We start from the raw sequence: 13,181 nt of genomic DNA, 5'->3' as shown, positions 1-13,181 counted from the left end.
TTCATTTTTGCGTAATATGCTTCCTGCAACTTTGCGGTGCGAAAACAAGATAATTACACTACATTATTTATATTTATGGAAACAATTTATTTCGGACTGATTATTTTCTTATTTTTGCTTGCTTTCTTCGACCTGATCGTAGGTGTGAGCAACGATGCGGTGAACTTCCTGAATTCCGCCATTGGATCCAAGGCTGCTCCTTTTAAAATAATTATTGCCATCGCGGCCATTGGGATCTTTTGCGGAGCTACGATGAGCAACGGCATGATGGAAATTACGAGACAAGGAATTTTTCGTCCCGAGCAATTTTTCTTTATCGACCTGCTATCTATTTTTCTGGCGGTGATGATTGTTGATGTGGTGTTGCTCGATGTTTTCAACTCTCTGGGGATGCCGACGTCGACCACCGTCTCGATGGTTTTTGAATTGTTGGGAGCCACTTTTGCTCTGTCATTGGTGAAAATCTTAGCTGACGATACCGGCCTACTGACCTTCGGTGATCTGTTAAATACCGAGAAGGCTTTCTCCGTTGTTACGGGAATTTTCCTTTCCGTTGCGATTGCATTCTTTTTCGGGACGCTCGTGCAGTACCTCACACGCCTTGTTTTTACGTTCGACTACCGGAAAAGGTTGAAATATATCGTAGGCGTTTTCGGAGGACTCGCTGCCACTTCGATCGTTTATTTTATGTTGATCAAAGGTTCGAAAGATGCGTCGTTTATGACGCCAGAGGTGAAGGCGTATATCAAAGCAAATACGGGGCAGATCGTTTTGGGATGCTTTCTCTTCTTCTCGCTGCTGATGCAGATCCTGCATTTTCTGCGCGTGAATGTGCTTAAAGTTGTCGTGCTGATGGGAACTTTTGCGCTCGCAATGGCTTTTGCTGGAAATGACTTGGTGAATTTTATCGGAGTTCCGCTGGCTGGACTTTCAGCGTATTCCGACTATGCCGCCAACGGCTTATCCGTTGGGGCGGAACACTATCTGATGGAGGCTCTCAGAGAACCGGCCAAGACGCCTTTTGTATTCTTGTTTGCTGCCGGCGTGATCATGGTTTTCTCGCTTGTGATGTCGAAAAAAGCGCAGAATGTAGTTAAAACGGAGCTTGGACTTTCACGACAGGATGAAGGAAATGAGATGTTCGGGTCGTCTGCTTTGGCGCGAAGTCTGGTACGAAAGACGATGACGGTATCGACTGTGTTGTCTCGCGTTGTACCCGTGAGGCTGAGCCGATGGGTTGACGGACGCTTCAACCGGGAAAATGTCATGATCGAAAAGGGGGCGTCGTTCGATCTCGTACGTGCCGCGATAAATCTTGTATTAGCCGGACTGCTGATTGCCGTAGGGACGTCGTGGAAGTTGCCGCTCTCGACAACGTACGTCACGTTTATGGTTGCCATGGGGACATCGCTCGCCGACCGTGCATGGGGGCGGGAGAGTGCCGTGTTCCGTATCACCGGGACACTTTCGGTCATCGGCGGATGGTTCGTGACGGCCGGAGCAGCCTTTGTGCTTAGCTTCTGTGTCGCGCTGCTGCTGCATTTCGGCGGCATCGTTGCGATGGTTATCATGATCGGTTTCGCCGTATTTCTGCTTGTTCGCAGTAATATTCTATACCGGAAGAAGCGGAACCGTGAGCATTCGGACGAAACGTTCGACGCCATGATGACCTCCAAAAATGCGACGGAGGTCTGGAAGTTGCTTCGCAGCCATCTGCAACAGACGTTTTCAGAGACGGTACGCTTTGCCGCAGGAATGTATACCGACTCGGTCGATGCATTTATTCACGAAGACCTGAACACCTTGCGTAAAGTACGTTCGGAACTGAATCAAAAGAAAGATGAGTTGAAGAAGAACCGTCGTCGCGAGATGGTGATTCTACAGAGAGTAGATCGGAATATTGCGCTGGAAAAAAATACATGGTTCCATCTGGCCAGTAACAGTGCCCAGCAAATGATTTACAGCTTGCGCCGAATGAATGAACCGTGCCGCGAACATGTGGACAATCATTTTCATCCTTTGCCCGAGGGTTGCAGGGACGAATTTATGCCGGTGGCCGAGTTGCTGAAAACATTGATGTTCCGCATCCGCACGTCGATCGAAAACAATGATTATTCCGATTATGAACAGCTGTTTTTTACCAGTAATCATATCACGGAAGAGTTCTCTCGCCTGCGACATAATCAGATCGGACGTATGCAGGAAAATGAGTGCGGGCTGAATGTATCGCTCGTTTATTTGAATATGTTACAGGAGTCGCAGGAGTTGGTCAGCATCTTGCGTCATCTGTTGCGCGCTATGCGTAAGTTTCAGACGGACTGAGCGGGAGGAAGAATAAAAAAGAGAGGGTTCCCCAACGGATATGGATCAGCGTTGAGGAATCCCTCTCTTCTTTATTGGGAGAAACAATTTATCTTCTTCCGCTCGAACCGGATCGCTCCGAACGGTTTTCGGACGATCGACTTTCGGATGAACGGCTACGGCTACCCTCGTCGCTTCGACTGCTCACGGATGACTCACTTCTGCTGCTGCGCATGGAACTTGACGAATCATCTCTGGAGCGGCTTCTGCGGCTGTCTAACGATGAATCGCTGCTGCTACGGCTACTGCTGGCGCGTGTAGAAGAAGATGCATCATCACTGGAACGACTTCTGCGATTCTCGGACGATGCTTCCGACGAACGACGCCGGTCATTCACGGTCGACCAATCGGTCGATCGATCCCTACGACTCGAGTTCGTTGCCGAACTGCGTTCGCTCCGGCTGCGTGTATTGGTCGAAAAATCGCTCTCGGAACGACGACGTCCTTCTGACGAAACACCCGACGAACGGCCCCGATCGCTACTCGATGAGATTTCTCTCGAACTGCGCATACTCCGATTTGATCCCAAAGAGCTTCGTTCTTCATAACGTTCCGTATCGGAATTGCGATGACTCGATATCCGACTGCTTTCGCTGCGACTGCTTCTCTCGCCGGACGATATACGCGATTCGGTGCTCCGGTTGCTCCGTAACTCTACGTTTTCGTAATACGAACGATTCTCCATGTAACGAGGCTCTACCCATGCGCAAGCATTGTATCGCGCATATTCGTAGCGGTAGTCGTCCACGTAAAAGATCGGAATCTGTGCGTAGTTGTAACGGTATCGCGCGTATCGACGGCGATGATGCCGATTGTATCTCCACGGATAGAGGACATCGTTCAATACTACTTTATATAGTGAATAAAAGTCGTATCTCGCATAGCGTGCCGGTAAATAAGGGCTTTCGATCCATCGCCTGCCCCGCTGATAATAGAACAGTTCGTTCTCTACATCGAAATAGATATTCAACTCTGGGATATAATAATACTCTACATAATCGTAACCAACAGGTCCCCATGCCGGCTGACGGTCTACATTGATATGAATGACTGTCGTTACGTGCTGAGCGTCTGCCGTATGTACATTCAACAATCCGAGCATCCATCCCAAGCCTACCATAATGATTAACTTTTTCATGACGTTTTGTCTTTTAAAATAATTCATATTCCTGTTCTTCTAAAGAAAACTGCGGTTTTCTTGTTGTCTTAGACCCGACAAATATAAATTAGTTTACTCACAAAAATAGTTAAAAGTGATTCCGACTTCGTGCATCATACAAGAATATGGGGTACATACTTTCGACCTTGTTTTTTATAGTCTGGATTTGATGAGGAATTTGAGACCTACCCTATTCTTGTATATACAGCTTCTTCTGTTTTCTTTTTTTTGTTTTCCACTTTGGGCTGAAAAGAACAGTATGTTTCTTTTGATCTGTCGTTTCGGGGGAATCATTGCTTCATCGTCCTTACAGAAGAAAAAAATACCGTATCTTTGGATGCTCAAAAGTTTAAAACCGATATGATAAAAATATTTGAAACTTCGAAAATAAAGGAACTTGATCAATATACGGTCGATCACGAACCGATCGCTTCGATCGACTTAGTAGAGCGTGCCGCCACAGCTTTCGTCAATGAGTTCGGGCGTCTTTACTCCAAACAGTCACGGGTCATTGTCTTTGCCGGACAGGGAAACAACGGAGCGGATGCTCTGGCTATCGCCCGTTTGCTGGCCGAAGACGATTATCGGGTCGAAGTTTATCTTTTTAATCCCGGACGCCATCTTTCGCCCGATTGCGAGGCTAATAAGCAACGTTTGCTTGAGGATGGGAAAGTGCCTTTGAACGAAGTGATCGAAGATTTTACGCCACCCACACTTTCCGAACATGATGTGGTGATCGACGGGCTGTTCGGATCGGGGTTGAACCGGCCGCTGAGCGGCGGGTATGCGGCTGTCGTCGCTTACATTAACCAGTCCGAAGCAACGGTCGTTTCGATTGATATCCCATCAGGACTTTTTGGGGAAGATAATCGGGAGAATGATCCGAATAGTATTATTCAGGCCGATATGACATTCACGTTCGAATTTCCGAAGCTCGCTATGGTGCTACCGGAAAATGGAGCTTATGTCGGTCGATGGAAAGTGTTGCCCATCGGATTGCATCCGGATATTATGGAACGGACAAAAACGCCTTATATCCTGATTAACGATGAAGATATGGCTGGCATTCTTCGTACGCGTAATGTGTTTGCTCACAAGGGAGACTTCGGGCATGCCTTGCTGATTGCCGGGAGCAAGGGCAAGATGGGGGCGGCCCTGCTGGCTGCCGGAGCTTGCATGCGCAGCGGAGTGGGAAGATTGACGGTTCATCTCCCTCAACGGGGTGAAACGGCGCTTCAGACGGCTCTTCCCGAAGCTATGCTTAGCCTCGACGCAAATACAGACTACGTATCGACGCTCCCTGACACGGAAGGGTATGACGCCATCGCCATCGGACCGGGATTGGGCACAGAAAAGCAGACGCTGCAGATGCTGGAACAACTGCTGAAGACTTCCCGAAAACCCTTGTTGCTCGATGCCGATGCGTTGAATATCTTGGCACAAAATAAAGAACTGCTTTCTCTGTTGCCTCCGCATACGGTCTTGACGCCTCATCCGAAGGAATTGGATCGGCTGCTTGGGGAAAGCATCAACGGATATGACCGGTTGCATAAAGCTGCCGAAATGGCTGTGAAACATACGCAATGTATAGTTCTTAAAGGTGCTTATACGGCAGTCTGCACGCCGCAGGGGAATATTTACATCAATACCACCGGCAATCCCGGTATGGCAACCGCCGGCAGCGGGGATGTGCTGACGGGGGTGATTGCCGGTCTGATGGCTCAGGGATACGAGCCCGAAACAGCTGCTGTTGTCGGGGTCTTTCTGCATGGAATGGCTGGAGACTTGGCGGTAGCCCGATTATCGGACGAAAGTCTGATCGCTTCCGATATCATCCGGATGTTAGGAAAGGCGTTTCGTTTGCAACACGAAGAAGAGTAACCGAAATACCGAAAAGGGCTTACATTCCTTGTTTAAAAAAACAGCCAATTGTCTAAAAATATAAAAAAATAAAAGGTTTTTGGGATGATAGTGTTAAAAAGCTTTGTTTTAGTGTGTCGTATCATTCTATTACTTCTTTTTATTGTATTTTTGTGCCCATTAAAAAAGATATAGAAAAAACAGCTATGGTTAAGTTAATTGGAACAAATGCCGGTCTTGTATGGAGAGCCTTGAGCAAGGCGGGCCGGATGAGTGTGAAAGAGCTCAAAAAAGAGACGAAATTGAGAACGGATAAAGAATTGTTTGCAGCAATTGGCTGGTTAGCCAAGGAAGAAAAACTCGAATCGGAAGAGAAGGATTCTGAAATTTACTTCTGGTTGTCGTAACTCCGTTATGAGATGGAAGAAAAGGGGCTGCCTGACAGAAAATCAGGTAGCCCCTTTTTTTCTGAGAGTAAAAAAAATGACAGAAAGTTGTATCTTTCAATACTTCTTTGTACTTTTGTCTGCAATTTTGGAGCGAGATGGCCGGGAATAATCAAGATTTGTTCGCTGTATTTGATGTCAGGTTGCAGGATTTGCTCGCATTGTGCGATGAACAGGATCGGAAAATCAAAGACCTGACCCAAACCATACGGCAGATGGAAGAAGAATACCGGATATTGAATACCAAATACACGGACATGCTAACGGCTACCAGTATTGCTTTTGCCGATGCCGGAGAGAGAAAAGAGGCAAAGCGACGCTTGTCGGGCTTAGTCCGTGAAGTAGATAAGTGCTTGGCACTACTAAACGGATAACGGTGAAAGGAAACGAGTTTATCATACATCTGGAGATTGCGGGAAAGAAATATCCGGTAACGATCAGGAGAGGAGATGAACTGACTGAACAACGGGCACGTGAGGCAGCCAAACGGGTGCAGCAGATGTATCTGCAACGCAAAAGCTACTTCTCTCAATCATTGGAGGATAAAGACCTCTTAGCGATGGTTGCCGTGCAGTTGGCGATGGATATGATTCCGCTGGAAGAAAAGAACGATATACAACCTTTCGCGGACAAGATACAACAATGGACGGAGAGATTGGAACATTATCTAAGAGAGAGATAACTTTTCACTTCTATGTTATTCGAAACGAGAATATAAAAGTCTATGCACAGGGTTTTGGCATGGAGAGACATGTCAGAAATGTGCTTTTTTTATAACAATTTAACAGTGGATAGAATGAGCTGGATGTTGATGATGATTGCTTTTTTCGTGGGAGGGATGTTGGCCTGGGTCGTAATGACATTCCTTGCGAAATCCCGCCGCACAGCGCTCCTCCAAGAGATGGAGAAGGAAGCGGAGGTCATGAAGAAAAATAAAATGCTGGAAGTAAAAGAGAAATTCCTGCAATTGAAAACAGATCTGGAGAAACAGGTCACGGCACGCAATGCCAAAATACAATCGGGGGAGTCGAAACTGAAACAGCGCGAAATGGCGCTCACCCAGCGTCAGGAGGAATTGCAGCGGAAGATGTCGGAAGTCGATATCGTCAAGGAAAACTTGAACAACCAGCTGCAAATCATTGAAAAGAGAAAGCAGGACATGGAGAAACTGCACCAGCAGGAAATTGCCCATCTGGAAACGATCTCCGGCCTTTCGGCCGATGAGGCCAAAGAACGCCTGATCGAATCGCTCAAAGACGTGGCCAAAACAGATGCGGCCTCATATGTGAACGAGATCATGGAAGAAGCCAAGATGACGGCCAATATGGAGGCCAAGAAAATCGTTATCCGTACGATACAGCGCGTAGCGACCGAAACGGCGATTGAAAACTCGGTGACGGTCTTCCACATCGACTCGGACGAAATCAAAGGACGAATCATTGGACGCGAAGGCCGTAACATCCGTGCCCTCGAAGCGGCTACCGGCATTGAAATCATCGTAGACGATACTCCGGAGGCCATCGTGCTTTCCGGCTTTGATCCGGTGCGTCGTGAAGTGGCTCGTCTGGCTTTGCATCAGTTGGTACAGGACGGACGTATTCATCCGGCACGTATTGAAGAGGTTGTGAACAAGGTGCGCAAACAAGTAGAAGAAGAAGTGGTGGAAACCGGAAAGCGAACAGCGATCGACCTTGGTATTCACGGCTTGCATCCTGAACTGATACGGATGATTGGAAAGATGAAGTATCGTTCGTCGTACGGACAGAACCTGCTGCAACATGCGCGCGAGACAGCGAACTTGTGTGCCGTCATGGCGGCCGAACTGGGACTGAATCCGAAGAAAGCGCGTCGTGCCGGATTGTTACATGATATAGGAAAAGTACCTGATGATGAGCCGGAATTGCCGCACGCTCTCTACGGTGCGAAGTTGTGTGAAAAGTTTAAGGAAAAACCGGATATCTGCAACGCGGTAGGTGCCCATCACGACGAGATGGAGATGCAGACTTTGCTGGCACCGATCGTGCAGGTGTGTGACGCTATTTCGGGAGCGCGTCCGGGCGCACGTCGCGAGATTGTGGAAGCATACATCAAACGTCTCAACGATCTGGAGCAGCTGGCCCTTTCGTATCCGGGAGTAGTGAAAACATACGCTATTCAGGCTGGTCGTGAGTTGCGGGTGATTGTCGGTGCTGATAAGATTACGGATAAAGATACCGAAAGCCTGTCGACCGAGATCGCCAAGAAGATTCAAGACGAGATGACGTATCCCGGTCAGGTGAAGATTACCGTGATTCGCGAAACGCGTGCCGTCAGCTACGCAAAATAAACATACGGGTTCTTTTTAAAAAGGTAATTGATACCTCCGAAGGGACGTTTTTACGGCCTTCGGAGGTGCTTTTTTTGAATTTGATTCCTTCTTGCAAAACACGATTAATTTATATATTCAACCAACAGGATGAAACAAATAATCAATCACTTTACAGATGACGATCTCTACAAAATGACGATGTGCTGTGCTGTAATCGATAATTATCCGAGGGCACAGGTCAAATATGTATTTGTCGACCGGAATCAAACTGTCTACCCCGAAGGCTTTGCCGACGAAGTGAACCGTCAGATCGCCTTGTTGGAGAGCGTAGTGATTACAGACGAGGAAGTGGCGTTTATGAAACGTAAATGCTACTACATCCCGGACTGGTTCTACCGTTATCTTCGGGGATTCCGTTTCAACCGCGAGTGGGTGAAAGCATGGCAGGATGACGAAGGGCATCTGCATATCGAGATCGAAGGGTATTGGTCGGATACGATTTTGCTCGAGGTTAAACTTCTCGCTATCATCTCCGAATTGTATTATTTATTTACCGGACAGGCTGAGACGCTCGATTACGAAGCGTATTATGCGAAAAGTTATGCGAAGGCCGAGAAGCTCTTGTCGGCAGGGTGCGTTTACAGTGATTTCGGAACGAGAAGGCGGGCTTCGTTCGAGGCTGAAGATGTCGTTGTTCGGGCGATGAAAGATTGCCGGCAGGCGCATCGTTACCCCGGTAAATTTGTCGGTACGAGCAATGTATATCTTGCGATGAAATACGATCTTTTACCTGTCGGTACGATGGCACATGAATTCGTTTGCGCTATCGGAGGAATGTATGGCCCGCAGATGGCAAATTTTATGGCGATGGAAGCTTGGAGACATACGTTTAGAGGCGCCTTGGGGACTTATCTGTATGACAGCTTCGGGTGGGACATCTTCAGTCTCAATTTCTCGGAAGATTTTGCGAATCTCTTCAAAGGCCTTCGTGTCGATAGCGGTGATAATTTTGAACAGCTCGATAAGATTGTCGAGAAATATCAGTCTCTCGGCATTGATTCGCGCACTAAACAAGTGACATTCAGCAATGCTCTTGATGTAGATCGGGCCATAGCCATCCATCGCTATGCGGCAGATAAATGTCAGCCGTCATTTGGCATCGGCACGCATTTCACGAACGATTTCCCCGGTATAAAGCCGATGAATATTGTCATCAAGCTGGTCGCGGTTAAGATCACCGAATCGTGGGATTTTTACAACGAAACGTGTAAGATCAGCGAAGACAAAGGAAAATACACGGGGCGTCCGGAAGTAATCGAACGGTTTATGGCTGCTCTTCATATGAATGAGGGGGCTGTTTAGCTCCCCTCATATAACTTCGCACGCATCTCGGCAATCTTCGGATCGGAGATGTAATCGTCGTACTCGATCATCTTGTCGATGTTTCCATTGGGCGTAAGTTCGATAACGCGGTTAGCCACAGTCTGAATAAATTCGTGGTCGTGACTGGCGAAAAGCACATTGCCCTTGAAGTTGATCAGCGTATTATTAAATGCCTGAATCGACTCGAGATCAAGGTGGTTCGTCGGCGTATCGAGAATGAGCGTATTGGCATCTTTGAGCATCATACGCGAGATCATACAGCGCATCTTCTCACCTCCCGAAAGCACACTCACTTTCTTCATCAGTTCTTCGCCCGAGAAAAGCATACGTCCCAAAAAGCCTTTCAGAAAAACTTCGTTCGTATCTTTGGCAAACTGTCCGAGCCATTCGAGCAGATTGTAATCTGAATTGAAATATTTCGCATTGTCGAGCGGCAGGTAAGCCGTCGTGATGGTCTGTCCCCATTTGAATGTACCCGCGTCGGGTTCTTCTTCGCCATTGATGATTTGGAACAGAGCCGTCATGGCGCGCGGGTCACGACTGATGAAAACGACTTTATCGTCTTTTTCGACATTAAAATTCAAATCTTTGAACAGCACCTTACCGTCGAGTGTTTTCGTCAGGCCGCTGACTTCGAGAATCTGGTTGCCCGGCTCGCGCGAGGGAGTGAAAATGATACCCGGATAACGCCGCGATGAGGGTTGAATCTCTTCGATATTCAGCTTCTCAAGCATCTTCTTGCGGCTTGTGGTCTGTTTCGATTTCGCTACGTTCGCACTGAAACGGCGAATAAACTCTTCCAGCTCTTTCTTCTTTTCCTCCGCCTTCTTGTTCTGTTGCTGCTGCTGACGCAGAGCAAGCTGGCTCGATTCGTACCAGAAACTGTAATTACCGGCAAAAAGTTTGAGTTTACCGAAATCGATATCGACCGTATGGGTGCAGACGGAATCGAGGAAGTGGCGGTCGTGGCTGACAACGAGCACCGTATGTTCGAAGTTGGAGAGGTAGTTTTCAAGCCATGCCACTGTTTCGAGGTCGAGGTCGTTCGTCGGCTCGTCGAGCAGCAGGTTGTCGGGCTTGCCGAACAGGGCGCGCGCCAGCAGGACACGTACCTTTTGTTTACCGCTCAGATCTTTCATCATCTTAGTGTGGAGCGATTCTTCGATCCCCAGTCCACTAAGCAACGCCGCCGCATCGCTTTCGGCATTCCAGCCTTCCATCTCGGCGAACTTTTCTTCCAGCTCCGAGGCGCGGAGACCGTCTTCGTCCGAAAAATCTTCTTTGGCGTAAATCGCGTTCTTTTCGCTCATGATGGCCCAGAGCGTGGTATGTCCCGTCAGTACGGTGTCGAGCACGGTGTACTCATCGAACGCGAAGTGATCCTGCGCAAGGACGGACAGTCGTTCGCCCGGCCCGAGTGAAATAGTTCCGCGTGTAGGGTCGAGGTCGCCGCTGATGGCACGCAGAAAGGTCGATTTGCCGGCGCCGTTCGCTCCGATGATGCCGTAACAATTGCCCGGCAAAAACTTGAGATTGACATCCTGAAACAGCGTTCGTTTCCCGAACTGGATGTCCAAACCGCTAATTGTAATCATAATTGCTTCTTTTTTTTGAGAGTGCGAAGATAGTAAAAACCGACCGGAACGGCAAAGGAGCCGCATGGCCTGTTATAAAAAATTGCCCGCCTTGAAGCGATGCTCCGGCGGGCAATTTTTTTACTGTCATCATCACGATGTGACGTTGGTGAGGTTCCTGGCAGAATCGAACTGCCGTAAACGGTTTTGCAGACCGGTGCCTAACCACTCGGCCAAGGAACCAAATTTCACGGTGCAAAGATACGGCATTTTTCGGATATACAAAAATCTTTTGAAATTTCTTTTGCCCGATTGCCGGAAAAGTCCGTATCTTTGTTTTTCGAAAAAAAATCGAGAAAAGAAGAGATGAATTTCATAGAAACGGATATTCCCGGCGTGTGGATGATAGAACCTCAGGTATTTACCGACGCACGAGGATACTTCATGGAAGCCTACAAACAACAGGAATTCGAACGATATATCGGCAAAGTAAATTTTATACAGGAGAACGAATCTCGCTCGTCGCGGGGGGTGCTGCGCGGACTGCATTATCAGCTGGCGCCTTACGCGCAGGCCAAGCTGGTGCGCGTGATCGTGGGTACGGTCGTCGATGTGGCGGTCGATCTTCGTCGCGGCTCTCCGACGTTCGGGCGACATGTAGCTGTGGAATTGTCGGCCGAGAATAAGCGTCAGTTATATATTCCACAGGGATTTGCACATGGCTTTTATGTAAAAAGCGAGACCGCCGTATTTACGTATAAGGTAGATAACCCATACATGCCGAGCCATGAGCGAGGGGTACGATACGATGATCCGCAGATCGGCATTGCGTGGGGCGCGGCAGAGAGCGATCCGGTCGTTACCTCGGAGAAAGACCGCTTATTGCCTTTCCTGAAAGAGGCCGAAATAAATTTTGAAGAATTAAAACATAACGATTGATGGAAACGTATTTAGTGACCGGAGGTGCCGGTTTTATCGGAGCAAACTTTGTGAAATATATGCTCGCCACGTATCCCGAGGCGCAGATTATCGTCCTCGACTGGCTGACCTACGCGGGCAATTTGGGAACGATCAAGGACGATATCGACGGCCGTCGCTGCCATTTTGTGAAAGGCGATATCGGCGACCGCGCCTTAGTTGAAGGATTGTTCGAGAAATATCCGATACGCTACGTCGTCAATTTCGCGGCCGAGAGCCATGTGGACCGAAGCATCGAAGATCCGCAACTGTTTCTCGTGACAAATATTCTCGGGACGCAGAACCTGCTCGATGCCGCGCGGAAAGCGTGGGTGACGGGCAAAGACGAGTCCGGCTATCCCGTGTGGATGCCCGGCGTACGCTTCCATCAGGTTTCGACCGACGAGGTTTACGGCAGCCTCGGTGAAACAGGGTATTTCACCGAAGAAACGCCGCTTTCGCCACGCAGCCCGTACAGTGCCTCGAAAACAAGCGCCGATCATTTCGTCACGGCTTATCACGACACATATAAGATGCCTGTCAGCATCACACGCTGTTCGAACAATTACGGGCCGTATCATTTCCCCGAAAAACTGATTCCGCTCATCATCAAGAATATTCTGGAAGGAAAGAAACTGCCTGTCTACGGCGACGGATCGAACGTGCGCGACTGGCTTTACGTCACCGACCATTGCAAGGCGATTGATGCGGTGATACATCGTGGTCGCGCGGGAGAGGTGTACAATGTCGGCGGACATAACGAGCGGAAAAACATCGACATTGTGCGGACGATTATTCGGACGGTTCATGAACAGATGACCGAGCATCCCGAATATCGTGAGGCGCTCAAGAAAAAAGAGATGGGCCCCGACGGACAATGGTCGGTCGACTGGATCAACGACGACTTGATTACGTTCGTCAAAGATCGTCTCGGACACGATCAGCGTTATGCGATCGATCCGTCGAAAATCACCCGCGAGTTGGGCTGGAGCCCCGAGACGAGTTTCGATGCCGGTATCGTGAAGACCGTGCGCTGGAATCTGGAGCATCAGGACTGGATCGAAGAAATCACCCAAGGCGATTATGTGAGGTATTACGAGCAGATGTATGCCGGACGGGAGCTGAAATAACGT

At 48.6% G+C, this 13,181-nt stretch carries 11 protein-coding genes and 1 tRNA gene; 9 read left to right on the top strand and 3 right to left on the bottom strand.

The features are described 5' to 3' along the window. Positions 1-75 precede the first annotated feature (75 nt). On the top strand, positions 76-2,322 hold the full coding sequence (locus EII41_RS01760) for an inorganic phosphate transporter (RefSeq protein WP_124789180.1): 2,247 nt from the start codon (positions 76-78) through the stop codon (positions 2,320-2,322). Between the two features lie 88 nt (positions 2,323-2,410). On the opposite strand, the gene EII41_RS01755 is transcribed toward EII41_RS01760, so the two are convergent. Beyond that, the gene (locus EII41_RS01755; RefSeq protein WP_124789179.1) at positions 2,411-3,499 is read right to left on the bottom strand and encodes a hypothetical protein; all 1,089 of its coding nucleotides are present in this window, start codon (positions 3,497-3,499) and stop codon (positions 2,411-2,413) included. 381 nt (positions 3,500-3,880) lie between these two features. On the opposite strand from EII41_RS01755, the gene EII41_RS01750 reads away from it, so the two are divergent. The 6 genes from EII41_RS01750 to pncB all read left to right on the top strand — a co-directional run bounded on the left by EII41_RS01750 (position 3,881) and on the right by pncB (position 9,496). After that, entirely contained in the window at positions 3,881-5,401 is a 1,521-nt protein-coding gene (locus tag EII41_RS01750; RefSeq protein ID WP_124789178.1) for an NAD(P)H-hydrate dehydratase, read from the top strand. 185 nt (positions 5,402-5,586) lie between these two features. Beyond that, positions 5,587-5,787, top strand: a complete 201-nt coding sequence (locus EII41_RS01745) for a winged helix-turn-helix domain-containing protein (RefSeq protein WP_124751987.1) — start codon at positions 5,587-5,589, stop codon at positions 5,785-5,787. 137 nt (positions 5,788-5,924) lie between these two features. Continuing rightward, the gene (locus tag EII41_RS01740) at positions 5,925-6,200 is read left to right on the top strand and encodes a hypothetical protein (RefSeq protein ID WP_124751986.1); all 276 of its coding nucleotides are present in this window, start codon (positions 5,925-5,927) and stop codon (positions 6,198-6,200) included. A 2-nt stretch (positions 6,201-6,202) separates the two neighbouring features. Next, positions 6,203-6,508 carry a cell division protein ZapA gene (locus EII41_RS01735; protein ID WP_124751985.1) on the top strand — a complete coding sequence of 102 codons (306 nt, stop codon included), beginning with the start codon at positions 6,203-6,205 and terminating at the stop codon, positions 6,506-6,508. Positions 6,509-6,622: 114 nt separating this feature from the next. Beyond that, entirely contained in the window at positions 6,623-8,152 is a 1,530-nt protein-coding gene (gene rny / locus EII41_RS01730) for a ribonuclease Y (protein WP_124752002.1), read from the top strand. Positions 8,153-8,281: 129 nt separating this feature from the next. After that, complete coding sequence (pncB, locus tag EII41_RS01725) at positions 8,282-9,496, top strand: nicotinate phosphoribosyltransferase (protein ID WP_124789177.1); 1,215 nt, start codon at positions 8,282-8,284, stop codon at positions 9,494-9,496. On the opposite strand, the gene EII41_RS01720 is transcribed toward pncB, so the two are convergent. Both EII41_RS01720 and EII41_RS01715 read right to left on the bottom strand, forming a co-directional pair. Then, entirely contained in the window at positions 9,493-11,112 is a 1,620-nt protein-coding gene (locus EII41_RS01720) for an ABC-F family ATP-binding cassette domain-containing protein (RefSeq protein ID WP_124789176.1), read from the bottom strand. The genes pncB and EII41_RS01720 overlap by 4 nt on opposite strands. Positions 11,113-11,263: 151 nt before the next feature. Then, positions 11,264-11,334, bottom strand: a tRNA-Cys gene (locus EII41_RS01715). Positions 11,335-11,457: 123 nt separating this feature from the next. Between EII41_RS01715 and rfbC the strand changes: the two genes are divergently transcribed. Both rfbC and rfbB read left to right on the top strand, forming a co-directional pair. Next, positions 11,458-12,030 (top strand): dTDP-4-dehydrorhamnose 3,5-epimerase, encoded by a 573-nt coding sequence (gene rfbC / locus EII41_RS01710; protein ID WP_124789175.1) that lies wholly within the window; start codon positions 11,458-11,460, stop codon positions 12,028-12,030. Further along, on the top strand, positions 12,030-13,178 hold the full coding sequence (gene rfbB, locus EII41_RS01705) for a dTDP-glucose 4,6-dehydratase (RefSeq protein WP_124789174.1): 1,149 nt from the start codon (positions 12,030-12,032) through the stop codon (positions 13,176-13,178). Before rfbC ends, rfbB begins: the two co-directional genes overlap by 1 nt. The last annotated feature ends 3 nt before the right edge of the window (positions 13,179-13,181 follow it).

This window comes from Tannerella forsythia (assembly GCF_003860135.1).
GTDB lineage: Bacteria > Bacteroidota > Bacteroidia > Bacteroidales > Tannerellaceae > Tannerella > Tannerella forsythia_A.
The sequence above is the reverse complement of the archived record's forward strand: the minus strand, read 5'-3'. Positions and strand labels throughout refer to the sequence as shown.

Bases quoted from the DNA above. Each gene is read 5' to 3' on its own strand.
- EII41_RS01760 (WP_124789180.1), top strand. From the start codon at position 76: ATGGAAACAATTTATTTCGGACTGATTATTTTCTTATTTTTGCTTGCT.
- EII41_RS01755 (WP_124789179.1), bottom strand. From the start codon at position 3,499: ATGAAAAAGTTAATCATTATGGTAGGCTTGGGATGGATGCTCGGATTG.
- EII41_RS01750 (WP_124789178.1), top strand. From the start codon at position 3,881: ATGATAAAAATATTTGAAACTTCGAAAATAAAGGAACTTGATCAATAT.
- EII41_RS01745 (WP_124751987.1), top strand. From the start codon at position 5,587: ATGGTTAAGTTAATTGGAACAAATGCCGGTCTTGTATGGAGAGCCTTG.
- EII41_RS01740 (WP_124751986.1), top strand. From the start codon at position 5,925: ATGGCCGGGAATAATCAAGATTTGTTCGCTGTATTTGATGTCAGGTTG.
- rny (WP_124752002.1), top strand. From the start codon at position 6,623: ATGAGCTGGATGTTGATGATGATTGCTTTTTTCGTGGGAGGGATGTTG.
- pncB (WP_124789177.1), top strand. From the start codon at position 8,282: ATGAAACAAATAATCAATCACTTTACAGATGACGATCTCTACAAAATG.
- EII41_RS01720 (WP_124789176.1), bottom strand. From the start codon at position 11,112: ATGATTACAATTAGCGGTTTGGACATCCAGTTCGGGAAACGAACGCTG.
- rfbC (WP_124789175.1), top strand. From the start codon at position 11,458: ATGAATTTCATAGAAACGGATATTCCCGGCGTGTGGATGATAGAACCT.
- rfbB (WP_124789174.1), top strand. From the start codon at position 12,030: ATGGAAACGTATTTAGTGACCGGAGGTGCCGGTTTTATCGGAGCAAAC.